Annotated in this window: 15 protein-coding genes; 13 read left to right on the plus strand and 2 right to left on the minus strand. The window is 73.1% G+C overall.

Annotation, left to right across the window (positions count from 1 at the left end; translation table 11 throughout):
- The first annotated feature begins 38 nt into the window (after positions 1 to 38).
- Both rpoC and FHX68_RS14210 read left to right on the plus strand, forming a co-directional pair.
- Positions 39 to 3,914, plus strand: a complete 3,876-nt coding sequence (gene rpoC, locus FHX68_RS14205) for a DNA-directed RNA polymerase subunit beta' (RefSeq protein WP_141380764.1) — start codon at positions 39 to 41, stop codon at positions 3,912 to 3,914.
- 146 nt (positions 3,915 to 4,060) lie between these two features.
- Positions 4,061 to 4,675, plus strand: coding sequence for a hypothetical protein (locus FHX68_RS14210; protein ID WP_141380763.1), 615 nt, complete (start codon positions 4,061 to 4,063; stop codon positions 4,673 to 4,675).
- Positions 4,676 to 4,691: 16 nt separating this feature from the next.
- On the opposite strand, the gene FHX68_RS14215 is transcribed toward FHX68_RS14210, so the two are convergent.
- The gene (locus tag FHX68_RS14215; protein WP_141380762.1) at positions 4,692 to 5,348 is read right to left on the minus strand and encodes a hypothetical protein; all 657 of its coding nucleotides are present in this window, start codon (positions 5,346 to 5,348) and stop codon (positions 4,692 to 4,694) included.
- Positions 5,349 to 5,515: 167 nt separating this feature from the next.
- On the opposite strand from FHX68_RS14215, the gene FHX68_RS14220 reads away from it, so the two are divergent.
- The 9 genes from FHX68_RS14220 to FHX68_RS14260 all read left to right on the plus strand — a co-directional run bounded on the left by FHX68_RS14220 (position 5,516) and on the right by FHX68_RS14260 (position 22,084).
- On the plus strand, positions 5,516 to 6,583 hold the full coding sequence (locus tag FHX68_RS14220; protein WP_141380761.1) for an ABC transporter: 1,068 nt from the start codon (positions 5,516 to 5,518) through the stop codon (positions 6,581 to 6,583).
- A 75-nt stretch (positions 6,584 to 6,658) separates the two neighbouring features.
- Positions 6,659 to 7,129, plus strand: coding sequence for a DUF6121 family protein (locus FHX68_RS14225; protein WP_229661538.1), 471 nt, complete (start codon positions 6,659 to 6,661; stop codon positions 7,127 to 7,129).
- Between the two features lie 107 nt (positions 7,130 to 7,236).
- Positions 7,237 to 7,905: a spermidine/putrescine ABC transporter substrate-binding protein gene (locus tag FHX68_RS14230; protein ID WP_141380759.1), complete on the plus strand. Its 669-nt coding sequence runs from the start codon at positions 7,237 to 7,239 to the stop codon at positions 7,903 to 7,905.
- A gap of 108 nt (positions 7,906 to 8,013) precedes the next feature.
- Positions 8,014 to 9,144, plus strand: coding sequence for a serine/threonine-protein kinase (locus FHX68_RS14235; RefSeq protein WP_141380758.1), 1,131 nt, complete (start codon positions 8,014 to 8,016; stop codon positions 9,142 to 9,144).
- Complete coding sequence (locus tag FHX68_RS14240) at positions 9,144 to 15,092, plus strand: Ig-like domain-containing protein (protein ID WP_141380757.1); 5,949 nt, start codon at positions 9,144 to 9,146, stop codon at positions 15,090 to 15,092. Before FHX68_RS14235 ends, FHX68_RS14240 begins: the two co-directional genes overlap by 1 nt.
- Entirely contained in the window at positions 15,089 to 16,054 is a 966-nt protein-coding gene (locus FHX68_RS14245; RefSeq protein WP_141380756.1) for an AAA family ATPase, read from the plus strand. The genes FHX68_RS14240 and FHX68_RS14245 overlap by 4 nt, the downstream gene beginning before the upstream one ends.
- Positions 16,051 to 17,406: a DUF58 domain-containing protein gene (locus FHX68_RS14250; protein WP_141380755.1), complete on the plus strand. Its 1,356-nt coding sequence runs from the start codon at positions 16,051 to 16,053 to the stop codon at positions 17,404 to 17,406. Before FHX68_RS14245 ends, FHX68_RS14250 begins: the two co-directional genes overlap by 4 nt.
- A complete protein-coding gene (locus FHX68_RS14255; RefSeq protein ID WP_141380754.1) occupies positions 17,403 to 19,883 on the plus strand; it encodes a transglutaminase TgpA family protein in 2,481 nt (826 codons plus the stop codon). The genes FHX68_RS14250 and FHX68_RS14255 overlap by 4 nt, the downstream gene beginning before the upstream one ends.
- The gene (locus FHX68_RS14260; RefSeq protein ID WP_141380753.1) at positions 19,880 to 22,084 is read left to right on the plus strand and encodes a DUF5684 domain-containing protein; all 2,205 of its coding nucleotides are present in this window, start codon (positions 19,880 to 19,882) and stop codon (positions 22,082 to 22,084) included. The genes FHX68_RS14255 and FHX68_RS14260 overlap by 4 nt, the downstream gene beginning before the upstream one ends.
- Before the next feature lie 500 nt (positions 22,085 to 22,584).
- On the opposite strand, the gene FHX68_RS14265 is transcribed toward FHX68_RS14260, so the two are convergent.
- Positions 22,585 to 23,577 carry a PDDEXK family nuclease gene (locus tag FHX68_RS14265; RefSeq protein ID WP_141380752.1) on the minus strand — a complete coding sequence of 331 codons (993 nt, stop codon included), beginning with the start codon at positions 23,575 to 23,577 and terminating at the stop codon, positions 22,585 to 22,587.
- A gap of 280 nt (positions 23,578 to 23,857) precedes the next feature.
- On the opposite strand from FHX68_RS14265, the gene FHX68_RS14270 reads away from it, so the two are divergent.
- Positions 23,858 to 24,289 (plus strand): hypothetical protein, encoded by a 432-nt coding sequence (locus FHX68_RS14270; RefSeq protein WP_141381664.1) that lies wholly within the window; start codon positions 23,858 to 23,860, stop codon positions 24,287 to 24,289.
- Positions 24,286 to 25,311 carry a DDE-type integrase/transposase/recombinase gene (locus FHX68_RS14275; protein WP_141920125.1) on the plus strand — a complete coding sequence of 342 codons (1,026 nt, stop codon included), beginning with the start codon at positions 24,286 to 24,288 and terminating at the stop codon, positions 25,309 to 25,311. Before FHX68_RS14270 ends, FHX68_RS14275 begins: the two co-directional genes overlap by 4 nt.
- Positions 25,312 to 25,431 lie beyond the last annotated feature (120 nt).

Genomic DNA, 25,431 nt, shown 5'->3' on the forward strand with positions numbered 1-25,431 from the left:
CGGCACCCGCTTACAGAGTTACGAACACAGGAGAACCAGTGCTCGAGTCCACCACCTTCGATCAGCTTCGCATCGGTCTCGCCACCGCCGACGACATCCGTCGTTGGTCCTACGGCGAGGTAAAGAAGCCCGAAACCATCAACTACCGCACCCTCAAGCCCGAGAAGGACGGTCTGTTCGGCGAGCAGATCTTCGGTCCGTCCCGCGACTGGGAGTGCGCCTGCGGCAAGTACAAGCGTGTCCGCTTCAAGGGCATCGTCTGCGAGCGCTGCGGCGTCGAGGTCACCAAGTCCTCGGTGCGTCGCGAGCGCATGGGCCACATCGAACTCGCCGCCCCCGTCACCCACATCTGGTACTTCAAGGGCGTGCCCTCGCGCCTCGGGTACCTGCTCGACATGGCGCCGAAGGACCTCGAGAAGGTCATCTACTTCGCCGCCTACATGGTGATCTCGGTCGACGAAGAGGCCCGTCACCGCGACATGCCGACGCACGAGGCCAACCTGCGCCTCGAGATCAAGAACCTCGCCGACCGTCGTGACTCGCGTGTCGCGGCTCGCCTGGCGAAGCTGGAGGAGGAGCTCGCCGTTCTCGAGAACGAGGGCGCCAAGGCCGACCAGAAGAAGAAGGTCAAGGACGCCGCCGAGAAGGAGATGGCGTCGATCCGCAAGAACGCGGACGACCAGGTCGCCAAGCTCGAGCGCATGTGGGACGAGTTCCGGAACCTCTCCGTCGGCCAGCTCAAGCAGGAGGACGACGTCTTCCAGGAGCTGCAGGACCGCTTCGGTCAGTACTTCGAGGCCTACATGGGCGCGGAGTCGATCCAGCGTCGCCTGCAGGCGTTCGACCTGGCCGCCGAGGCGGAGTCCCTGCACCTGCAGATCTCCGAGGGCAAGGGCCAGCGCAAGATCCGTGCGATCAAGCGCCTGAAGGTCGTCAACTCGTTCCTGCAGACGGGCATGTCCCCGGCATCCATGGTGCTCGACGTCGTCCCGGTGATCCCGCCGGAGCTGCGCCCGATGGTGCAGCTCGACGGTGGCCGCTTCGCGACCAGCGACCTGAACGACCTATACCGCCGCGTCATCAACCGCAACAACCGTCTCCGCCGGCTGATCGACCTCGGTGCCCCCGAGATCATCGTCAACAACGAGAAGCGGATGCTGCAGGAGGCCGTCGACGCGCTGTTCGACAACGGCCGTCGTGGTCGTCCCGTCACCGGCACCGGCAACCGCCCCCTGAAGTCCCTCAGCGACATGCTGAAGGGCAAGCAGGGCCGGTTCCGCCAGAACCTGCTCGGCAAGCGCGTGGACTACTCGGGCCGTTCGGTCATCATCGTCGGCCCGCAGCTGAAGCTGCACCAGGCCGGTCTGCCCAAGCAGATGGCGCTGGAGCTCTTCAAGCCGTTCGTGATCAAGCGCCTGATCGACCTCGGTCACTCGCAGAACATCAAGGCGGCCAAGCGCGCCGTCGAGCGCACCCGTCCCGAGGTGTGGGACGTGCTCGAGGAGGTCATCCGCGAGCGCCCCGTGCTGCTGAACCGTGCGCCCACGCTCCACCGCCTCGGCATCCAGGCCTTCGAGCCGCAGCTCGTCGAGGGCAAGGCCATCCAGCTGCACCCGCTCGTCTGCGCGGCGTTCAACGCCGACTTCGACGGTGACCAGATGGCCGTGCACCTGCCGCTGTCGGTCGAGGCCCAGGCCGAGGCCCGCGTGCTCATGCTCGCGTCGAACAACATCCTGAAGCCGTCCGACGGCCGCCCGGTGACCCTGCCCTCGCAGGACATGATCATCGGCCTGCACCACCTGACCACGGTCAAGGAGGGCGCCGCGGGCGAGGGTCGCGTGTTCGGCTCGGTCGGCGAGGCCATCCTCGCGAAGGACGAGGGCACCCTCGACCTGCAGGCGAAGGCGCGCATCCGGATCCCCGGCCTGACGTTCCTCGAGGGCGAAGCCCCCGAGGGCTACGAGCGTCACGGGCTGGTGGATGCCTCGCTCGGTCAGGCGATCTTCAACGACACGCTTCCCAAGGGCTACCCGTTCGTGCGCGAGCAGGCCGACAAGGGCAAGCTGTCGCAGATCGTCAACAAGCTCGCCGAGGAGTATCCGAAGGTGGAGGTCGCGGCCTCGCTCGACCGCATCAAGGACGCCGGTTTCTACTGGGCCACGCGCTCGGGTGTGACCGTCGCGCTCTCGGACGTGCTCACGCCCCCGAACAAGGCCGAGATCATCGCCAAGTACGAGAAGCTGGCGCAGAAGGTCCAGGCACAGTTCGAGAAGGGTCTCGTGACCGACGCCGAGCGTCGTCAGGAGCAGATCAAGATCTGGACCGAGGCGACCGACGAGGTGCAGGCCGCGATGAAGGCGAACTTCCCCGCGGACAACACCATCAACCGCATGGTGTCCTCGGGCGCCCGTGGTAACTGGCTGCAGATCCGCAACATCGCCGGCATCCGTGGCCTCGTCAACAACACCAAGGGCGAGATCATGCCCCGTCCGATCATCTCCTCGTACCGCGAGGGGCTGTCGGTGGCGGAGTACTTCACCGCGACGCACGGTGCCCGTAAGGGCCTCGCCGACACGGCCCTCCGTACCGCCGACTCGGGCTACCTGACGCGTCGCCTGGTCGACGTCTCGCAGGACGTCATCATCCGTGAGGACGACTGCGGCACGACGAAGGGCCTCGAGTTCACGATCGCCGCTCCGGATGCCTCCGGCACCCTGGTGCGCGACGCGAACGTCGAGAACTCGGTGTTCGCCCGCACGCTGGCCGCGGACGTCGTCGCCCCCTCGGGCGAGGTCGTCGCCTCGGCCGGTGAGGACGTCGGCGACGTGCTGATCGACAAGCTGGTGGATGCCGGTGTCGAGACCATCAAGGTCCGCTCGGTCCTCACCTGTGACTCGGCGGTCGGCGTGTGCGCGAAGTGCTACGGCCGTTCGCTCGCGACCGGCAAGCTCGTCGACATCGGCGAGGCGGTCGGCATCATCGCCGCCCAGTCGATCGGTGAGCCCGGCACGCAGCTGACCATGCGTACCTTCCACACGGGTGGCTCGGCCTCGGCCGACGACATCACCCAGGGTCTGCCGCGCGTGCAGGAGCTCTTCGAGGCGCGTACCCCGAAGGGTGCCTCCCCGATCGCCGAGGCCGCCGGTCGCATCACGATCGATGAGACCGACAAGGCCAAGAAGGTCATCCTGACGCCCGACAACGGCGACGAGCCGTACGTCTACCCCGTGCTCAAGCGCGCGACGCTGCTGGTCGAGGACGGCCAGCACGTCGAGGTGGGTCAGCCGCTGCAGGTCGGCACGCTCGACCCCAAGGAGGTCATGCGTGTGCAGGGTGCCCGCGAGGTGCAGAAGTACCTCGTCGGCGGCGTGCAGGGCGTGTACCGCTCGCAGGGTGTGCCGATCCACGACAAGCACATCGAGGTCATCGTGCGCCAGATGCTGCGGAAGGTCACCGTGGTCGACCACGGCGAGACCGATCTGCTCCCCGGTGAGCTGGTCGACTTCAAGCGCTACCAGCAGATAAACCGCGAGGCCGTGGCGCAGGGCAAGCGTCCCGCGTCGGGCCGTCCGGAGCTCATGGGTATCACCAAGGCGTCGCTGGCGACGGAGTCGTGGCTGTCCGCGGCATCCTTCCAGGAGACGACCCGCGTGCTCACCCAGGCGGCCATGGAGGGCAAGAGTGACCCGCTCGTCGGCCTCAAGGAGAACGTCATCATCGGAAAGCTGATCCCCGCCGGAACCGGGCTTGCGAAGTACCGCAACGTCACGGTCGAGGCGACGGAGGAGGCCAAGAGCGAGCGGTACCCCAACCGCATCTTCGCCTCGGACGGCGCGTACTCGGGCGACGACCTGAGCTACGTCGACTTCGACAGCTTCACCACCGACGACTTCACGCCGGGCACCTACAACTGAGCCTGGTCTGATCGCACCGAAGGGCCCCGGGACATCCCGGGGTCCTTCGGCGTCTGCGGGTGGGGTTCCGGGCGGGTCTCCCTCGATCTGGGCGGCTCGCGGGCGCGTGCGGGGAGGGGCGCACGGCGGCGGGTTAGCGTGAGGGCATGGCTCGTGTCGGAGGCAGGAATGCCGCGTTCGCGTGGGTGGTCGGCGTCGGCTGCCTCGCGATCCTCGGCGTGCTCGCCGCGCTGGCCCTGCCGCTGATCCCGGCATCCATGACCTGGTTCGGCACCACCGTGGACACCGCGCAGGGCACCTCGCAGACCGCCCCGACGTCGGCGCCCGTCGCCGCGGGCGAGGAGGGCGCGCTGCCCACGGAGTGCCCCGCGCTCTACGACGAGGCGCTGTGGGCGACGATGCGCTTCACCCGCGGCGCCGTGCTGACGCCGTCGAAGGACGCCCCCGTCACCACCGCGACCGCCCTCGTCTCCGCGCTCTCGCCCGACGTGCAGCTCACCTGCTTCTGGCACGCCGACGCGGGCACCGTCTCGACGACGCTCGCGACGGTGCCGCCCGACGCCGGCGCGATCGCGGCGGCGTCGCTGCCGGGCTCGGGATTCACGTGCGAGAGCGTGGACGAGCGCACCCGCTGCACCCGCACCGACGGCGACCTCACCGAGACGATCGAGGCCGGGGGCGGACTGTGGCTGTCGACGAGCGAGTCGGCGTGGCATCCGGCCGGCTACGTCAGCCGCACCGGCGACCGCATCTGGGGCTGACCGCGCGTCGGCAGGCTCAGGGCGTGGTGGCCGCGGGCCAGAGTGCGTCGATGACCGAGTCGGTGTACCCCGCCGGCGCGAGGTTCGAGAACTGCGTGTCGACGATCACGCCGTCGCGGTAGAACAGGGTGCGGCCCTGCTGCAGGGGGAGCGTGCCGCTCTCCCACGTCGACTCGCAGCGGATGCCGCCACGCGGCTCGTAGCACGTGTAGCCCTCGTTGCCGAGCTCGTACAGCGCGTCGCGCGCCTCGCGGTCGGGCGAGTAGCCGATGACCGTGACGAACCACGTCGCCGCGGCACCCGGCTCGCCCCAGACGCACACGCGGGAGCTGTCGGAACGGATGCCCCCGCCCATGCCCTCGGCGTTCAGCGGCACCCCGTCGAGCTGAGCGAGCACGTCGGCGTCGAGCAGGTCGCGGCACCCCTGCGGGAGGTCGGCGGGAAGCGCCGTCGTCGAGGTCGACGGTCCCATCGGGAACGGCGCGAGCGAGGGGCCCGGGGTCGGGGTGGCCGCCGCGGATGCCGAGGCATCCGATGATGCCGTCGGCTCCGACTGACTCGGGTCGGGGGTGCCGGCGCAGCCGGTCACCAGGGCCGCGGCCAGCGCCACGACACCGACGGCGAGGCAGGCCCGCGCCGTCGGACGGGCGTGCGGGCGGAGGCGGTGCGGCATGCCTCCACGATAGACAGCGGGGCCGGGTTCGCCCGGCGTGACACGGTGGCGCGGTGGCGCGGGCATCCCTTCCTCGCAGACACGGCGCGGTGCCTCCCGGTCGCGGCGGGACCTGCGCGTTACGCTCACTGTGCGGCGGCACGTGCCCCGCGTGAGGAGCACACGCCATGAGCGACCACAAGTACGGCGAGCCGGTCGAAGACAGCACCGCGCACGGCGAGGCGACGTCGGCCGACGAGGCCGTCGCGCGCGCCCACGAGGGCCTGGCCGACGCCGAGGCCGCCTCGCGCGAGGCGGCGCAGGGCGACGTGACTCCGGGCGAGGCCGCCGCGCACGAGCGCGCCGTCGACGACGGTGCCGGATACGACGCCACCGTCGCCCACGACTCCGCCGCGCACGACACCACGGCTGCGCACGACGCCACGGCTGCGCACCCGGTCGAGCCGGCGACGACCGCCGCGCCCGCCGCGCCCGCCGCGGGCAGCCTGTACGCCGACGACCCGGTCGACGAGACGTACACGCCCGGCGCGTACTCCTCGGGCGACTACTCCTCCGCCGCCGCCACCGAGGTCGTCACCCCCGCCGCATCGCAGGACGCCGCCACCGAGGTCGTCGCCCCCGCCGTCGTCGCGCCCGTCGTGACGCCGGTCGTCGAGACCTCGACCCCGCAGCCGATCTTCGTGCAGGCGCCCGAGGCGCCGCGTCCGCGCGGCAACCGTGCCGCGGCGGGCCTCATCGGTCTGCTCGCCGCGGTCGTCTTCGGCATCCTCTACCTCGCAGCTGCGCTGGGCCTGCGCGCCCTCGACGGCGACGTGACCGGCGCCAACGTCGGCACCGAGGCGCTCGCCGCACTCGGCTCCTGGTGGTTCTGGGTGCCCGTCGTGGTGTTCTACCTCGCGTTCTGGCTGCTCGGCGCGATCATCAACCGCGGCAGCTGGGCGCACTGGGTCATCTTCGGTCTCTTCGTCGGGCTCGCCTCCTACGGCGGACATCTCCTCGGTCAGCTCTTCCAGGCGCCGTTCTGGCAGCTGACCGCCAGCCAGGGCGAGGAGGTCGTGCGCGGCCAGCTGCTCGCGCCGCTCGCGATCGTCGCGTTCGTGCTCGGGCGTGAGCTGACGATCTGGTTCGGCGGCTGGGTCGCCGCGCGCGGCAAGCGCGTGAGCGAGCTGAACCGCGAGGCGCAGCGCGAATACGAGCGCACGCTCGAGGCCGGCCCACGCCTCCACCAGGGCTGAGCGCGACACGGGCGAGCACGAGCATCCGAGGCGCACCATCCGCGCGATCCTGACTCCGGGCACCGGCGGAAGATCGTGACTGACGCTCGTCCGGGCGTGACCCCGCCGGTCGCGCTGGCGTTCGGCACGATCGGGTTCTTCGCGCTACTGATCGCCGGGTTCGGCATGCTGAGCCTGCTCACCGGCGCCGAGGTCGTCGCGGTGCCGGGGCTCGGCCCGCTCCCGGGGGCCTTCGCGGTGGCGTTCGCCGTGATCGCCTTCGTCCTCGCCACATGGGCCGTCGTGCGGCGCCCCGAACCGGGCTACGGCGGCGTCGTCCTCGTGGTCGTCGCGACCTTCCTCGCCTACCTCCTCGGCCTGCTCGTCGGAGCGATGTTCGGCGGCATCGACCTCGCGCGCGCGCTCGCCGCCGCGGGCGCCTTCGCGACCTCGTGGTTCGCGGTGGTCCTGGCATCCACCGCCCTCGTCGCCGGCTGGACCGCCGTCGCGCTCGTGCGCACCCGCGCCGGGCGGCCGCGCTGGCCCTGGGAAGACCGCTCCGACTGAGGTCGGCCGCGCCCCGACTGAGGTCGGCCGCGCGCTCGTCGGCGGCGCCCGCCGCCGAATCTCGCGAAATCCCGGCGGATCGGCGCCGCACGGGCGACAATGGAGCCGTGGAGCAGCGGTCGGTCGAGACCCAGGTCAGCCAGGCAGTGGATGCCTGGCTGCGCTGGCTGCCCCGATGGGAGCCGGCCACCCACCGCGGGCGGGTGGCCCCCTGCCGCCGCTGCATCGGGTCGCCCGTGCTGTCCGCCGCCGGCCTCGGCGCCGACGTCCCGCACGGGGTGCAGCACGGGCTGTCGACCCGCGTGAAGACGATCATCGACCACGCGGTCGCCGAGTACACGTCGCGGAACCTGCCGATGCTGCAGGCCGAGCTCGACCAGCAGGCCGCGCGCAACCGCGCCCGCAGCTACCGTCCGAGCGAGGGGCTCGACCCCGAGTTCGAGGGGCTGCCGCTCGACCCCGACCCGGTGCCGGGTGCGCCGTTCCTGTTCACGATCGGCGGCCTCGCCGCCGAGGTCGACGCCGACATCCCCGAGCTTCCGCCGCTCACCGACGAGGCGAAGGCGGCGCTGCGGCAGGAGGTGGGGCTCGCCGACGACTACGCCAACCTGATCGGCCGCGAGGTGTGCGCCGTGCTGCTGCACCATCGCCTGCGCATCCAGGCGGCCGTCGGCCAGTACGTCGAGCCGCAGATCGCGGCGATGCTCGAAGAGCTGACGCGTTCGCTCGACGCGCCGTTCGACCCGAACGGCGACCCGGGTCTGACCGAGCCGTAGCGGCGACCCGCCTCCGCCTCGCGGGGCGAGGCGGCGACCGCCGTTTTGTTAGCATTACCGGGTCTTCGAAGAGGCCGGAGGCGAGAACATCAGAGGGCTGGGGGTGCTATGACGCGCAGGCTGCCCTCCGCGCCGCCGCTGCTGCCCGGCCTCGACTATGTGCGCCCGCTCGGTTCGGGCGGATTCGCCGATGTGTTCCTCTATCAGCAGGACATGCCGCGCCGTCAGGTGGCGGTCAAGGTGCTGCCCGCCGACGAGCGCGACCCCGACCTGCTGCGCATGTTCAACGCCGAGGCGGACGTCCTCGCCCACCTCTCGGCGCACCCCGCGATCGTCACGGTCTACCAGGCCGGCATCTCGGCCGACGGCCGCCCCTACATCGTGATGGAGTACTGCCCGGGCTCGCTCGCCCAGCGCTACCGCATCGAGCGCATGCCGGTCGACGAGGTCATGGCGATCGCCGTGCGCCTGGCCGGCGCGCTCGAGTCGGCGCACCGGGCGGGGCTCATCCATCGCGACATCAAGCCCAGCAACATCCTCGTGACGACCTTCGGGTCGGCGGTGCTGGCCGACTTCGGCATCTCGTCGACCCTCGTGCGCTCGGAGGGTGCCGAGGTGCTCGCGATGTCGATCCCGTGGAGCGCGCCCGAGGTGGTCGCCGAGCAGACCGGCGGCACCGTCGCGAGCGAGGTGTGGAGCCTCGGCGCCACGGTCTACTCGCTCCTCGCGGGGCACAGCCCGTTCGAGCGTCGCGAGCGCGGGCAGAACACGCGCGACCTGATGCGGCGGCGGATCGCCCGGGCGACCTTCGTGCCGATCGCGCGCGACGACGTGCCCGACGCGCTACAGCAGGTGCTCGCGACCGCGATGGCCCGCGGGCCCGAGCGCCGCTACCGCACGGCGGAGGAGTTCGGTGAGGCGGTGCGCGAGGTGCAGCGCGCCGAGCAGCTCGCCCCGACGCCGCTCGAGGTGCCCGCGACGGAATGGATGCCCGCCGCTGCGAGCGTCGACTTCGCCGACACGACCGCGCGCGGGCCGGTGCGCAGCCGCGTCGCGCACGAGGGCCGCCGCCGAACGGGCGAGCCGGCGGATGCCACGCGCCTGCGCCGCGACGAGGATTCGAGCATCAGCGGGCCGCCCCCGGCGCCGCGACGGGTATGGCCGTGGGTGGTCGCGGGGGTCGTGACCGTCGTGGTGGTGGCCGCGGTGGTCGCCCTGCTCTGGGCGGGACTGCGCTGATGCGACGGCGCGTCGCCCCGACCGTCGCGGCGCTGATCGCGGCGGGCGCCGTCGTCGCCGTGATCGCGGGAATCAGCGTGGTGTGGCCCGGTCTCGACGCGCAGCAGACGCCGCCGCGCGACACGACGGCGTGGGTGCTGCAGGCCGACGGGCTGCGCTACGCGCGTGTCAACACCGCGATCGACGAGCTCGACACCGTCCGCACGGTCAGCAATCCGAGCCGCATCGTGGCGACGCCGACCGGCTCGTACATGTTCACCGACAGCGACGCGAAGGTCGTGCGCATCGACGACGCGGTGCCGGTCGATCTCGACGCCGAGGGCCTCCGCAGCGCGCAGGCGTCGCCCCCGGGCACGCAGGAGGTCGACACGGCGGGAGACTACGTCGCGTATCGCACCGACGCGGGCGCCGTGTTCGCGGGGCGACTGTCGACGGGCTCGCTCGCTCAGGTCGATCCGACCGGCGATGCGTCGACGGGGTCGTCGGATGCCTCGGCCCCGACGGCCACCTCCGACGCGATCGCGGTCGACGCCCGCGGCGAGCTCTTCAGCTACTCCGCCGAGGCGGGCACGGTCATCCGCGTCGACATCGCGTCGAACTCCGTGCAGCGCACTGACCGGGTCGAGGCCGACGCGGCCTCGCCCGTGCTCACCGCGGCCGGCGACGAGTGGGTGCTCGTCGAACCCGCGACGGGCAGGTACTGGTCGCGCGCGCAGTCGGCGACGGCGGGGACGAACGGCACGGTGTCGGTCTCGCGCACCGATCCCGACGGCGACGCCGTGTACCTCGCCGACGAGACCGGTCTCGTGCGCGTGCCGACCGCGAACACGCCCGCCGAGCGGGTGTTCGGCGACCGCACCACGGCTCGCGGCGCGCCCGCGCGACCCGTCGTGCGCGCGGGCGTCGTGCACGCCGCCTGGCTGCCCGAGGGGCAGGGTCCGGGCATCCTGTGGGATTCCGCCTCCGGCGACGTGACCCTCGACTACGCCGGCGCGACCCTCCCCACCCAGCGCCGTCCGGTCTTCGTCGACGCGGGCGACGGGCTCGTGCTCAACGACGCCCGCTCCGGCTGGGTGTGGCGCGTTCCCGACGGTGCGCTCGTGCCGTCGAGCCAGGACTGGGATCTCGACGCGCCGGTCCAGACCGCGCCGCAGACCACCGAGCAGGAGCCGCCCGCCGTCATCGACCCGCGGCCTCCGGTCGCCGTCGCCGACAGCTTCGGCGTGCGCGCGGGCGCCCTCGTGACCCTGCCGGTGCTGCTCAACGACCACGACCCGAACGAGGACGTGCTCACGATCGACCCGGCATCCGTCGAGGGTCTCGATCCCGCCTTCGGAACCCTCACCCTCACCGATGACCGGCAGCGCCTCGCCGTCCGCGTCGCGGCGGATGCCTCGGGGTCGGCGAGCTTCCGCTACGCCGTGAGCGACGGCACCACCCCCGACGGCCTCCTGTCGGAGCCCGCGACCGTGACGCTCCGCGTCGCCGGCGAGGACGAGAACTCCGCGCCGCAGTGGTGCGGAGTCGAAGGATGCCAGCAGGAGTGGCCGCAGCCCGAGGTCGCGCCCGGCGGCACCGTGAGCGTGCCGGTGCTCGGCGACTGGGTCGACCCCGAGGGCGACCCGGTGATCCTGCTGTCGGCCACCGAGGACACCGCCCTCGGGCAGGTCGCGGCGACGCCCGAGGGCACCGTCGTCTACCAGCACTCCGACTCCGGAGCCGGGGGCGAGGAGCTCGCCGCGATCACGCTCACCGTCGGCGATGCGCGCGGGGCGACGACGACGAAGACGCTCTCCGTGCGGGTGCGCGGCGACGCGCAGCCGCGCGTGCAGTCGTTCGCCGTCGTCGACACGGCGGGCTCGCGGGTGAGCATCGACGTCGCCCCGCACGTGACCGGCACGGCCGGGTCGGTGACCCTCTCGTCGGCGCGCGTGCTCGACGACGCCGCCGCGACGGCTACGGTGGTCGGCGGCACGACGCAGTTCGACTTCGCCGCCACGGCGGCGGGCACCTACCGCGTGGCGGTCACGGTCTCGGCCGACGGGCGCGAGGCCACCGGGACGGCGCGCATCACCCTGCTCGCCGCCGACGCGCCGGCGCAGCTGGCGACCGCGCCGGTCGTCGCGTTCGTCCGTCCCCAGGCGGACGCGACCGTCGACGTGCTCGCCGCGGTGTCGAACCCCACCGGCCGGGTGCTGCTTCTGAGCGACGTCGTCGTGCACGCCGCGAGCGGGTCGTCGCTCACCGGCGACGCCGTCGGCCAGAGCCAGCTCCGCGTCTCCGGGTCGACGGCCGGTGGCGATCCGGGGCTCCTCGGCACCGTCTCGTACACGGTGAGCGACGGCACCGCCGACGCGGGGGCATCCGTCATCGGCGAGGCGACGGTGTATCTCCTGCCGGCGGCGAGCGAGGCCGCGCCGATCACCGTCGACGACGCCGTGGTCGTGCGGGCCGGCTCGCAGATCGACATCCCCGCGCTCGCCAACGACGTCGCCGCCGCGGGCGGACTGCCGCGCCTCGACCCCGAATCCATCGAGTCCTCGACGCCCGACGCCCTCGCCTTCGCCTCCGGCGACGTGCTGCGCTACCTCGCCCCCGAGACGGCGGGCCAGTACACGGTCTCGTACCGTGCGTTCACCACCGGATCGCCCACCCTCGGCGACGTCGCGACCGTGCGCGTGCAGGTCACCGCGCCCGACGCCAACCGCGACCCGCTGCCGCGCCGCCTGTCGGGCCGCGTCGGGAGCGGGCTGTCCACGACGATCCCGTTCGACGGGTTCGGCATGGATCCCGACGGCGACGTCGTCCGGCTCGAGAGCATCGTCGGACAGCCCGCGCACGGGTCGGCGGCGATCTCGGCCGACGGCACCTCGATCGTGTACACGAGCATCGCCGGGGTGAGCGGGCAGGATGCCTTCACCTATCGCGTCGTCGACGCGTTCGGCGCGACCGGCGAGGGCACCGTGCGCGTGGGTGTGCTGAGCGGAGAGGCGAATCCGAGCCCGGTCACCTACACCGACTACGTGCACGTGCAGGCGGGCGGGGGCAACGTCATCCGCGTCCATCCGCTCGCGAACGACATCGACCCGACGCAGGGCTCGCTGACCCTCGCCGCCGTGCGTCCCGACGCGCCCGAGCTCGCCCTCGACGGCACGCCGACCGACGAGTACGCCCGGCTGAAGAGCCGCATCCAGAGCGTCACCGACGACACGGTGACGATCGCCGCGGGCACCGATCCCGGGACGATGGCCTTCTTCTACGACGTCGAATCGTCGTCGGGGAACACCGCTCGCGGGCTCATCGTCGTCAAGGTCGTCGCCCAGCGCGTGCCCGACTTCCCCGTCGTCGCCGACACCGTGCTGACCGCCGCCGACCGCGACGACCTCGCCGACGGCGTCGATGTGCTGCGCGGCAAGGTGCTGTGGTCGGGCGGTGACGCGAGCGATCTCGTCGTCGGGCTGTGGGGATCGCCGGAGGGCGTGAGCGTCTCGGGCAGCCGGGTGCGCGCCGAGCCGAGCGACGCCGCGCGGCTCATCCCGTTCTCGGTGACCGGCGAGAGCGCATCGGGCCCCGTCACGACCTACGCGTTCGTGCGGGTGCCCGCGGCGAGCGAGGGCGCGCTGTCGCTGCGCGCGGGCGTCTCCCCGATCGTCGCGGCAGAGAACGGGCAGGCCGAGGCCGACATCGCGGCGATGGTCGCCGTGCCGCGCGGCCGCACGCTCGAGATCGGCGCCGCCGACGTGCGCGCCTCCGGGGCGAGGCCCGCGGCGGTCTGCGCCCCGACGACCGGCACCGGCGTCCGGTACACCGCCGGAGGCGGCGCCCCGTGGACCGACGCCTGTCTCGTGCCGGTGCGGCTCGTGGGCGGCAGCGCGTGGACCGTGCTCGCGATCCCGGTCGCGATCACCCCGCTCGACCCGCAGCCGACGCTCGCGCCCGCCTCGCTCGAGATCGCGCCCGGCGACACCCACGTGTACGACCTCACCGCCATGACCACGTGGCGCGGCCCCGCCGAGGCGATCCAGTACCGGGTGACGGGCTCCCCGGCATCCTTCGCCCTCAGCCTCGACGGGTCGCAGCTCACCGTCCGCGCGGCCGACTCCGCCGCACCGGGCGCGGTGGAGGGGGTGATGGTCGAGGTCACCAGCCACGCCGGCGTCACTCCGGCGCGTATCACGCTGCGGGTCGGCGCGGCCCCCTCGACGCTGCCCCAGGGCGGCCAGACCACCCGCACCTGCAGTCAGGCGTCGGGCGCGTCGTGCACCGTCGACGTCGTCGGCGCGCCGGGCGAGGTCAACCCGCTGCCCGGCACGCCGCTCCAGGTCGTCGCCGTCACGCCGACGAGCTCCTGCACGGGAGTGTCGTTCGCCGTCGCCGGACCCTCGAGCATCATCGCCAGCTGGACGGCCGACGCTCCCGGGGTGACCTGTTCGGCGCGCTTCACCGTGCGCGACGCGCAGGGCCGGCAGAGCGCGGCCGCGCGCGACGGAGGGGTCACGATCGACCTGCAGGGCTTCCCGCGCGCACCCGCCTCGGTCTCCCAGTCGGCCTATGCCGACGGCAGCCTCACGCTGCGCGTCGACCCCGGTCCCGCGCAGACCTCGTACCCCGCCGTCACCGGGTTCGAGGTGCGCTACGGCGGTGAGCGCGTCACCACCTGCACGCCGCAGGGGGTCTGCCCCGCGCTCGCCGCCCCGAACGGCGAGCAGCGCCGCTACGAGGTCGTCTCGGTGAACGCCGTCGGTCCGTCGCAGACGGCGGTCGCCACGACCGCGTGGGCCTACGACCCGCCCGCGACACCCACCTCGGCGAGCGCCGTGCCCGCCGTCGCCGGCGCCGACGGCGGGGTCGCGACCCTGACCTTCGCGGGGGTGGATGCTGCCGCGACGAGCGCCCTGCAGATCTCGAGCCCGGTCGGGGAGAGCATCACGGTGCCGGTCGCGACGAACCAGACGACCGTCACCGTGCCCGTCTTCCGCGTCGGGGCGAATACGACGACCCCGGTCACCGTGTCGCCGGTCTCGCGGTTCGACGCCCCGCCGGGCCTCGGCGGCCCGGCGATCGGCTCCGTCGTCGTGCAGGCGCACGGCGTCGGTGCGCCCACGAACCCCGTCCTCACCCTCACCCCCGTCAACGTCGGCGGCGGCCGGGTCGACATCACCGCGACGGCGACCGCCGGCCCCGGCGGCGACGGCGCGGCGACCCGGTACGGCATCGTCGCGGTGGGGGAGACCTGCCGCGCGACCGCGGGCGGCGACCGCGCCGTCTTCCGCGGGCTCCTCGACGGCCGTGTCTACACGTTCACGCTGTGCGTGGAGGCGTGGTTCGGCGGCACACTCTTCGGCCGCGCGACCGTCGACGCCGACGTGCGCGCCGTGCAGAGCACCGCGGCGCCGCGCGGCTACACCTTCGTCGTCGGGCCCACCGCGCACGTCGGCGGTGCCCGCGCGAACTGGACGATCGACGAGAACCCCACCTCGCCCGAAGTGCTGCCGAACGAGAACGTCGCGGTGTTCTCGGGCCTGCCGAGCAGCGTGTTCGACACCGACCCCGGCATCCGCGTGCGGTACGAGCACGTGTCGGGGTGGTGGCAGTCGGAGTGGGGCGCGGTCACTCCCGCCCCGGGCAGCGCGCCCACCCAGGTGCAGGCCACCTGGTCGCTCGGCGCCTGCACCGGCGGCACCCGCCTCACGGCCGACGGGCGCTCGACCGGCGACCGGGCGCGGTTCACGTTCGACACCGCCGACATCGCGTACTACGACGCCGCCGGGGCGCGCCTCGACCCGGGCGATGACCCCTGGCAGGTTCCCGCCACCGCGAGCCGCGTCGAAGGCATCCGTGTCATCGTCGACTGGGCGCGCACCGGCTGGAACCTCGACGCTGCCACCGCGCCCCTCTCCGCCGGCTGCACCCCCGTTCCCCCCACCGACGGAGCCACCACCCCATGACGATCACCACCGAACAGGCCACCTGGTTCGCGCAGACCTTCGCCGCCATCGCCGACAACGTCGAGCGGGCGGTGCTCGGCAAGCGCCACGTCGTCGAGCTCGTGCTCACCGCGATGCTCAGCGAGGGCCACGTGCTGCTCGAAGACGTGCCCGGCACGGGCAAGACCTCGCTCGCCCGCGCGGTCGCGCAGTCGGTGCAGGGCACGAGCACACGCATCCAGTTCACCCCCGACCTCCTGCCGGGCGACATCACCGGCATCACGGTCTACGACCAGAAGACCGGCGAGTTCGCCTTCCACGCCGGCCCGATCTTCGCGAACATCGTGCTCGCCGACGAGATCAACCGGGCGAGCCCGAAGACCCAGTCGGCGCTGCTCGAGGTAATGGAGGAGGGGCACGTCACGATCGACGGCGTCACCCGTTCGGTGGGAAAGCCGTTCCTCGTGATCGCGACGCAGAACCCCGTCGAGCAGGCCGGCACGTACCGCCTGCCCGAGGCGCAGCTCGACCGCTTCCTGCTGCGCACCTCGCTCGGCTACCCCGACCACGCCGCCACCGTGCGGATCCTCGGCCAGGCCGCCACGCCGATCGACGAGCTCGCCCCGATCATCACGCCGGGTGCCCTCACCGGCATGGCCGAGCTCGCCGCCGACGTCTACGTCGACGCGCTCGTGCTCGACTACATCGCGCGCCTCGTCGATGCGACGCGGTCGGCCGACGAGGTGCGCCTGGGCGTCAGCATTCGCGGCGCTCTCGCCCTCACGCGCGCGACCCGCGCGCGCGCCGCCGCGCAGGGGCGCACGTTCGTCACCCCCGACGACGTCAAGCGGCTCGCCGTCGCCGTGCTCGCGCACCGGCTGATCCTGCACCCCGAAGCCGAGTTCGACGGCGTCACCGCCGAGGCCGTCATCGGTCAGGTGCTGCTCGACGTCGCCCCACCCACCCGCAAAGACGCGCCATGACCCTCGGCGACACCCGCCTCACCCGCACCTCGGCGAACACCCTCACGGGGGAGCGCACCGAGGTGACCTCGGGGCGCGGACGGGCGCTCGTCGGAGCGGCGGTCCGCGCTTCGCGGGCCTGGACGGCGACCCGTGCCGCCCTGATCACCGCGTTCCGGTGGTGCGGCCGCACGATCCGGCCGGCGGGCGCCCTGGCTCTCGCCGCGGCGACGGTCGGGCTCGTGCTGGGGCTCGCCTTCGGCTGGGTCGAGGCGATCGTCGCCGGCGTCGCCGCGATCGTGCTCCTCGCGCTCAGCGTGCCCTTCCTCTTCCAGTCGCGCACCTACGACGTCCACCTCGCGCTCGGTCACGAGCGGATCGTCGCCGGTCACGGCGTGCGCGCCACCGTGACGGTGCGAAACGCCGGCCGTCGAGCGGCGCTCCCCGGCCGCATCGACGTGCCCGTCGGGGCCGGCCTCGTCGAGTTCGGGGTGCCGCTGCTGCGCGCCGGGGCGGTCTCCGAACAGGTGCTCGACCTGCCGCCGCAGCCCCGCGGCATCGTGCGCATCGGGCCGGCGACCACGGTGCGCTCCGACCCCGTCGGGCTGCTGCGGCGCGAGCATGCCTTCGACGACGCCCACGAGCTGTACGTGCATCCGCGCACGGTGCCGGTGCCCTCCTCGAGCGCGGGCCTCATCCGCGATCTCGACGGCAGCCCGACGACGCGCCTCGTCGACGCCGATATGTCCTTTCACGCGATCCGGGAGTACGCGCCGGGCGACTCGCGCCGCCAGGTGCACTGGAAGTCGACCGCCAAGACCGGGCGCCTCATGGTGCGCCAGTACGAGGAGTCGCGCCGCTCCCGCATGGCGGTCGTGCTCGGCCTCGCCGCCGCGGAATACGGCTCCGACGGCGAGTTCGAGCTCGCCGTCAGCGCCGCCTCCTCTCTCGCCGTCCGTGCCGTGCACGACGCGCGCGACCTCGACATCGTCGTCGGTGCCGAGATCCCGCGCGTCGTCCGCGGTCGCCTGCGCGCGATCCGGCACATCCCGACGGGGAGCCCCCGCTCCCTCCTCGACGGCTTCAGCGGCGTCGACCGGCTCGCGAACACGATGGCGTTCGCCGACGTGTGCCGGCTCGCCGCCGAGGCGAACGAGCGTCTGTCCATCGCGGTGCTCGTCACGGGGTCGCACGTGGGCCTCGCGGCGCTCCGGAAGGCGGCGTTGGCCTTTCCGGCGGATGCCTCGGTGGTGGCCGTCGTCTGCGACGAGCGCGCCCATCCGCGCACCCAGGTCGTCGGCGCCCTGACCGTCGTGACGGTCGGCACGCTCGACGACCTCGCGGGTCTGTTGCTGCGGGGGGCGTCGTCATGAGGCGGATCGTCGCGGGATCGCTGTACGCGGCCGTCGTCGTCGTGCTCGCCGCGGTGGCGGCGTGGCCCATCTACCGGTCGTCGGCGTTCCTGGTGCTCGTCGTCGTGGCATCCGCTCTCGGCGCCGGTGTCGCCGCGCTCGTGACCTTCGTGCCGGCGCTCCGCCGCGGCGGCGGATGGGCGTGCGCGGGGCTGCTCGCGGCGACGCTGCTCGTCGTGGGCGTGCCGCTCGCGGTGCCCGGGCGCATGACCGACCCGGCCGCGTTCGTGCAGGGCCTCGGCGAGCTGGGGGCGGGCCTCGTCGTGGGGTGGAAGGACCTCCTCACCGTCGAGCTGCCCGTCGGCTCCTACCGCAACCTGCTGGTGCCGGCGCTCGTCGTCTTCCTCGTCGGCACGGCCGTGCTGCTGCTGCTCGCCTGGCGTTCCGACGCGGTCGCCTCGCTGGCGGTGCCGGTCGGCATCGCGATGATCGGGTTCGGGCTGCTCTTCGGCCGCACCGAGGTGAGTGCGCCCGTGGCGCTCGGCGCGCTGACCCTGTCCGCCCCCGTCGAGACCGCGGTGGGGCTCGGCTCGCTCACCGCGGGCGTGCTGTGGCTGTCGTGGCGGGCCCGCGACGCGCGAGTGGCGGCGCTCCGCACGGCGGCGCGCTCGAGCGGCGTGCGCGTGCGCCGGGCGCGCGCGGGCTCGGGGGCCGACCTGCGCCGCTCGGGGATCGGCGTCGGCATGGTCGCCGCTGCCGCAGTCATCGCGCTCGCCGTGCCGACGGCCGCGGCGTCCCTCCCGCGCGACGTGCTGCGCGAGAGCACCGGGCCGCGGCTCGAGATCTCGCGCGCGGTGAGCCCGCTCGCCGCCTACCGCGCGATGTTCACCGACGCCGCGCACGATCAGCTGCTGTTCAGTGCGACGGGGCAGGACGTGCCCGAGCGCATCCGACTGGCCGTGCTCGACAGCTACGACGGCGCCGTCTTCCGCACGGGTGCGGGGCGAGACGCGTCGAGCTTCGTGCGCGTCGCCTCCGCGCGGCCGGCCGGAGCGGGGGAGCGCGTCGACGCCGACATCGTGGTCGGGGTGCTGGACGGCATCTGGATGCCGTCGGCCGGCGCGCTCACCGCGGTGCGCTTCGAGGGCACGCGTGCCGCCGCGCTCGTCGACGGGTTCTACGTCGACGACGAGCTCGGCGCCGCGGTGCAGACCACCGGATGGCAGGCGGGCGACGCCTACCGGCTCGAGGCCACCGTCACACCCACCGAGGCGCTCGCCGCCGCGACGGCACCCGGCGGCACGGGCGGCGCCGGGGGCGACGGCGGCATCGACGACTCGGTCGCCGCGCCGGCGAGCCTCCGCACCTGGATGCAGGCGCACGTGGGCGGCACGGGCGGGGCCGCCCTCGCGGGCCTCGTCGCGCTGCTGCGCGAGCGCGGCTACCTCAGCCACGCGCTGACCGACGCGCAGACCGCGTGGATGGCGGATGCCCGCGTCGACACCTTCGTGCCGAGCGCGGCGGGGCATTCGCTCGCGCGCATCGATCAGCTGTTCACGGCGCTGCTCGATCGGGAGAAGGATCCGCGGGCCGAGGCATCCGGCAACTTCGTCGCGGCGCCCGGCGACGACGAGCAGTTCTCCGTCGCGGTGGCGCTGATGGCGCGCGAACTGGGCTTTCCGGCGCGGATCGTTGTCGGGACGCGCACGGCGTCGACGGATGCCGGGGTCTCGGTGTGCCGCGACGGATCGTGCCGCGGCGCCGACCTGTCGGCGTGGGTCGAGGTGCGCAGCGATCGCGGCGAGTGGATCCCGGTCGACGCGACCCCGCAGCACGTGCAGCCGCCGAGCCGTGAGGTGACGGCGCAGCCCGACCCGACGATCGGCACCGAGGTGCGCCCCGACAGCGTCGATGAGGCGCCCCCGCCCAAGCCCGCGCAGGAAGACGCGGCCGCGACGACCGAGCGCCCCGCCGAGGTCGACCTCAGCTGGCTGTGGACGACGCTCCGGGTGGCCGGCGTCGTCCTCGCCGTCACCGCGGTGCTCGTCGGGCCCTTCCTGCTCGTGATCCTGGTCAAGTCGCTGCGTCGCCGCTCGCGCCGCGGTGCGGATGACCCGCGCGAGCGGATCGCCGGCGGGTGGGATGAGTACCTCGATGCCGCCGCCGACGCCGGGCGGCGCGCCCCGGCGGCCGCGACCCGGGTCGAGATCGCGCAGGCGTGGGATGCCCCGGGCGCGCGCCGGCTCGCCGACGGGGCCGACGCGGCGGTCTTCGCCGCGGAGCCCGCGACCGCGGACGAGGCGGCGGAGTTCTGGCGGATCGTCGACGCCGAGCGGCAGGCTTTCGCGGGCACGCGGTGGCAGCGGGTGCGCGCGGCCGTATCGTTGAGATCGTTCGTCCCCGGAGGGCTCCGCACGCGGCCGCCCGCCACCGAGAGCCCGTCCGACACCGAGAGGGGGAGCCGCGCGCGCGACGATGCTGCGCGGCGCACCGCATGAACACACCCGACGAGTCGCTCGCCGCCCTGCTCCTGCTCCTGTCCGTCGTGCTCACCGTCGCGCTCTACGTGTGGACGGCGCTCGCCGTGTCGGCGATGTTCCGCAAGATGGGTGAGGAGCCGTGGAAGGCCTGGGTGCCGTTCCTGAACACGGCGACGCTGCTGCAGTGGGGCGGCTTCAACCCGTGGCTCGTGCTGCTGTCGCTCGTCCCCGTCGCGCAGATCGTCGTGTACGTGCTCGTCGTCATCTCGGCACACCGGATCAACCCCGGATTCGGGTACGGCAACGGCATGACCGTGCTCGCGGCGCTGCTGTTCGTCGTGTGGGCGAGCATCCTGGGCTTCGGCCCCGCGCGGTGGCTCGGCGCGCGTGCGGCGGGTCGGCGCGGGGGTGCGTCGGCGGGGTCGGGCTCCCTGCCGGCGGGTCCGGCTGGCGCTGTCGCCGGTGCGCGCGCGGCCGGGGCGGTTGCGAGGGCCGCGGCCGCGCCGGCGGCGTCCGTTGCGCCGGATCGTGAACCGGAACCGTGGACCGATGCGCCCGGCGCCGGGGACTGGGCCGGGGGCGTCGCGCCCGCGGTCGGCGCTTGGGCCGGCGGCGCCTCGACTGCCGCAGGTGCCTCGACTGGGGGCATCGCGCCCGCGGCCGGTCCGGCCGGTTCCCCCGGCTCCGCGGTGCATCCCGACCTCCCTGCGCCCGCGCAACCCTCCGGTTCCGCCCCGGCGCCCTTCGCCCCACCCGCCGCGTCGAACCCCGCCTCGGCGTGGACGCCGCCCGACACGACGCCGCACACCCCCGAACGCTCCGATCGCGATGCCGACGGCGCGCCCGCAGCCTCGGGCTCTGCATCCACGTCTGCGTCGCCCGCGGCGGCGGTCTCGGACATCCCCTCGCGTCCGTCCGCCGCATCCGTGCCACCGGACCCCTCGGCGGCACCCGAGTCTGCCGCATCGGGGACTGCCGCATCGGGGCCTGCCGCGTCGACGACTGCCCTGGTGGGAGACTCCCTGGCTCACGCCGCGCCGGTATTCGCGTCGTCGAGCCGGCCCGGCGCCGGGGACGCCCCGAGCGCAACCGTCGCCGGGGATCCGGCCCGCGACGGTGCGGTCGACGACGTCGACGCGCTCGACGACGGTGATGCCGCCTGGCCGTCCGAGATCGACGATGTCTCGGCCATCTACCCTTCGCCGTTCCCGCCGAGCCCCGCCGGCGGCGGCCCGTACGCCGCCCCGCCGGTGAGCGGCATGGGCGACCTGGGCGGACTCGGCGGCACGACCGGCGGAACGACCGGCGGGAGGAGCGGTGTCGCAGGGACGACGGCCCCCGATGCGTCGCGCGCCGGGTCGCGTCCGGCGCCTGACGCGCGCGCCGCCGGTCCCGGCGCGCCGATCGCGTTCGTTCCCGGTCTGCGACCTGCGGGCGCGGCGACTCCTCCGCCGCCTCCGGTCACGCGGGTGCCCGCCGCTCGGCGCGCCGAACCGGTCGAGCCGGTCACCCCGGATTCGCCGAGTTCTGCCGAGTTCGACGGCGGCCAGAGCGGCCGAACCCGCGGCGAGAGCACCGCGCCCGGCGCGTCGCCGGCGGCGGCGATCTTCGCGCAACCGGCGCGGGCGCGTCGCACTTACGAGGGTGACGATCCGGATGCCTTCCCCGAACTCTCCGGCGAGGTGTCGGCGGTCGTGGGTTCGCCGAGCGCCGGCGCGCCGCGCTCCGCGGTCGGTGCGGTGTCGGCTCAGCACCGCCGCAACGAATCGGGTGAGCTCGAGCCGCACGACGATCGCCCGGACGCTCGGGCGTCCAGTGCCAGCGACGACGATGCGGGCGACGACGAGGTGCTCGATCAGACCGTGATCGCGCGGCGGAACGTCCGTCCGGTGTGGGAGCTCGTCCCGGCATCCGGGTCGCCGATCCTCCTCAGCGCGACCGTGGTCATCCTCGGCCGGCGGCCCGCGAGCGACGCGGCCTACCCGACCGCGCAGCTGGTGGCGGTGCCGGGCGACGCGCGCACCGTCTCGAAGACGCACGCCCGTATCGAGCTGCGCGGAGATGCGTGGGTGGTCACCGACCTCGGATCGACCAACGGCGTGCTCGTGCGCACCCTGATGGGCGACGAGGTCGAGGTCGAGGCGGGCGGGCAACTGGATGCGGGGGAGCGGTTCTTCCTCGGCGACGAGGAGTTCCACCTGCGCCGCATCGCCCTCTGACCCACCCCGCGCCGCCGCTTCGCCCCCACCCCTCCCAACTTCTGGTCACTCGTTGCGCCCTCCCGCGCGCCGACCTCGCCACAACTGCCAACAAGTTGCTCTCGGGTCATCCCGCCGCCCAACCCCTGGTCACTTGTTGGCCCCCTCCCGCGCCTCGACCCCGCCACAACTGTCCACAAGTTGCCCCCGGGTCATCCGCGCCGCCCAACCCCTGGTCACTTGTTGCGCGCTCCCGCGCCTCGACCCCGCCACAACAGCCAGCAAGTCCCACGTTGACCCTGCCGACACCCCCGCCAGCCAACTCCTGGTCATCAGTTGCGTGCTCCCGCGCGCCCACCCCGCCACAACAGCCAACAAGTTGTCCCCGGGTCATCCCGCCGCCCAACTCCTAGCCATTTGTTGCCCCCTCCCGCCCCGCAACCCCGCCACAACTGCCAACAACTCGCGGGCCCCGCGACACACCCCCACAAGCCGCGGCCCACCCACCCACCCCCGCCCCGTCAGCGCATCCGGCGGGCGAGCGCATCGCCGATCGTGCGGGCGACCCTGCCGGCGCGCTGCGCGGTGCCCGTGATCCTGACGAGCTCCCACCCGAGCGCCGCGTAGGCATGGTGCTTCTCGATGTCCCGCTCCCACTGGGCCTGGCTCACGCGATGCTGCTGCCCCTCGACCTCGACCAGAACGCGACGATCGGGGAACGCGGCGTCCGCGATCCCGACCAGGCGACCGGCGCCGTTGCGGATCTCGACGTCGAGCACCGGCTCGGGCAGCCCCGCGGCGACGATGTCGCACCGCACGTCGGTCTCGAGCGGCGACATGCTCCCGACGCGGATCAACCCGAGTGCTTCGTCAAGCACCCGCCGCCCGCGCCGGTGGGGCGCCTGCGCCGCCGAACGCAGCTGCGCGATCGTCGCGAGCTGCAGATCCGGTCGAGGATGCCCGCCTGTCGTCCGCGGCACGCGCACCAGGGCATCGCCCAACCGCACCAGCCCGCGCACGTCGAGCCGCCCCGCGAACCCGGCCCACACCGTCGCGGGGCTCACCACGGGGAGGCCTCCGACATCGCGCACCGTCGCGAGTGTGGACGAGAGTTGGATGCCACGCACACCCGCCACCCGCGGCGCCCGACCGGGCGCGAGCACCGCGACCTCGAGCTGCGCCAGCCCAGGGTCGTGGTCGAAGAGTCGGTCATAGATCGCCACGGCAGTCCGCCCCGTGTAGAACGCCCCGGCCGATCGCAGCGGCTCGAATCCCGCGACGCGGCGGAGCACCTCGGCGCGCACCAGCCGGTCCCGGTGGCCCGGCTCTTCGACGGCGAGCGCAGAGACGATGGATGCCTCGGGCTCCCGTCGCTGCCGCACGCCGCGGTGCGGTGCTTCGAGATCCCGCGACCGCAGGCGTGAGCGAGAGACGCCCGCCTCGAGTGCGGCCGGCACCGTGAACGCCCGCGCGCGGACCAGCGAGGCGGGCAAGGGGCTCGGCGGCTGGGACATGGCCCCACCTTGCCCGCGCGCACTGCGCCGTGGATGCGCGGAACCCCGATGTGTGGACAGTTCCGCGAATCGCCGCCCTGTGGAGGAGGCGCCGTGGCATCCATCGCTTGTTCCGGGTCAGTCGTGGTCGCCTCTCCACCCCGCCCACCCGCGCGAAGTCCTTGACACTCGTGGCGGCTTCACCGGCTCGCACCCCGCCACAACTGCCCACAAGTTGGATGCCACCCTCTTCGCCAAGCTGGTCGTGAGTCATTCATGATCAGTGAGGGAGTTGGCGGGTATGTCGATCAGTCCGGGGTTCTCGACGGAGCAGATCCGTGAGTTCGTGCATCGGTACGAGATCCAGCCGTATGGACAAAAGGCGTTCTGGCTTGAGGAGCAGGGAGTCTCGTATGACCGGCTCCGGCGGTGGCGGTCGGCGGTGTTCGACGGTGATCTCGACCGTGGACTGATCCCGCGAGAAGGTGGAGTGGTGACCCCACCAGAGAAGCGCACCGGCATCGAGCGGCAACGCGCCCGTGAACGCGCCGCGCAGGAGGCGGAGGTCGCCCGGCTGACAGCCCGCGTGCGTGAACTCGAGCAGACTATCGAGACCCTGGGAAAAGCTATCGGGCTCTTGCATCAGATGAGCGAGCAAGAGCCCGCCGTGAACCAGCCGACGAACGATCCATCCGATTCCTCGACGCCGAGAACGACCTCGTCGGACAGTTGACAGCGGCCGTTGGGTCGCAGCGTCGCGCACTCGAGATCGCCGGCGTCGCGAGGTCGACATGGCACTACCGGACGCGTCCTCGGGAGCGCGTCGCGGATCCCGTCCCGCAGAAGGAGCGGGCATACCCGTCACGCATCAGCGAGACCGACCGCGCCGTCATCGCCGGCAGGATCACGGCGGGCTGGGCCGAAGGGCACGCGGTCGATCACTCGTTCGCGTCCGCGTGGGATGACGGGGTGATGCTCGCCTCACGCCGCTCGTGGTGGCGCATCGCGGCCGAGATCGAGGATCAGTCCGCCCGCCCCGTCGCCCCAACCCGGCGCAGCAACAGCGACCGGCCACCACGAGAAGCGCCTGTGCTGGAAGCGACCGGTCCGGGACAGGTCTGGAGCTGGGACATCACCGACCTGCGCACCCCGTGGCGCGGCGTCGCGTTCAAGGCGTACTCGATCATCGATATCTTCTCCCGCAAGCTCGTCGGCTGCCGCGTCGAGGAACGCGAAGTCGACGACCTCGCCGTCGAGATGTTCGAGGACGCGTTCGGTCGGCATGGGATACCCGACGCCGTCCACGCTGACTCCGGCCCTGCGATGCGCTCCGGAGCGCTCAAGGACTTCCTCAGTGAGCTCGGCGTCACGCAGACACACAACCGGCCCCGGGTGAGCAACGACAACCCGTTCTCCGAATCGGAGTTCCGGACAATGAAGTACCGGCCGAACTACCCCGGCACCTTCGCGACCATCGAACAGGCGCGCGCCTACGTCGAGTGGTACGTCCCCTGGTACAACCAGAACCACAAGCACTCCGGCATCGCCCTGTTCAGCCCGAACGAGGTCCACGACGGCACCTGGCACCACGCCTGGAACCGACGCGACGCGACCCAGCAGGCGTACTACGACAAGCATCCCGAGCGATTCCGTCGACCGCCCCACACGCCCGCACCCGCCGACATCGTCGGCATCAACCTCCCCAAGCCGACCGACGATGCCAAAGCCGAGCCCGAGCGACTCCACGCAGCTTGACACAGCCCGCCACGGCGAACTCCTCGCCACTTGTGGCGGCCTCGACGGGCGTGACCCCGCAACGACTGCCAACAAGTCGCCGCCCCCGCCGCCGCCCGCGCCGACACCCCAAACCCCACC

The organism is Microbacterium lacticum (assembly GCF_006716815.1).
Lineage (GTDB): Bacteria > Actinomycetota > Actinomycetes > Actinomycetales > Microbacteriaceae > Microbacterium > Microbacterium lacticum.

Coding starts and splice junctions, on each gene's coding strand:
- FHX68_RS14210 (WP_141380763.1), top strand. CDS start 4,061: ATGGCTCGTGTCGGAGGCAGGAATGCCGCGTTCGCGTGGGTGGTCGGC.
- FHX68_RS14215 (WP_141380762.1), bottom strand. CDS start 5,348: ATGCCGCACCGCCTCCGCCCGCACGCCCGTCCGACGGCGCGGGCCTGC.
- FHX68_RS14220 (WP_141380761.1), top strand. CDS start 5,516: ATGAGCGACCACAAGTACGGCGAGCCGGTCGAAGACAGCACCGCGCAC.
- FHX68_RS14235 (WP_141380758.1), top strand. CDS start 8,014: ATGACGCGCAGGCTGCCCTCCGCGCCGCCGCTGCTGCCCGGCCTCGAC.
- FHX68_RS14240 (WP_141380757.1), top strand. CDS start 9,144: ATGCGACGGCGCGTCGCCCCGACCGTCGCGGCGCTGATCGCGGCGGGC.
- FHX68_RS14245 (WP_141380756.1), top strand. CDS start 15,089: ATGACGATCACCACCGAACAGGCCACCTGGTTCGCGCAGACCTTCGCC.
- FHX68_RS14250 (WP_141380755.1), top strand. CDS start 16,051: ATGACCCTCGGCGACACCCGCCTCACCCGCACCTCGGCGAACACCCTC.
- FHX68_RS14255 (WP_141380754.1), top strand. CDS start 17,403: ATGAGGCGGATCGTCGCGGGATCGCTGTACGCGGCCGTCGTCGTCGTG.
- FHX68_RS14260 (WP_141380753.1), top strand. CDS start 19,880: ATGAACACACCCGACGAGTCGCTCGCCGCCCTGCTCCTGCTCCTGTCC.
- FHX68_RS14265 (WP_141380752.1), bottom strand. CDS start 23,577: ATGTCCCAGCCGCCGAGCCCCTTGCCCGCCTCGCTGGTCCGCGCGCGG.
- FHX68_RS14270 (WP_141381664.1), top strand. CDS start 23,858: ATGTCGATCAGTCCGGGGTTCTCGACGGAGCAGATCCGTGAGTTCGTG.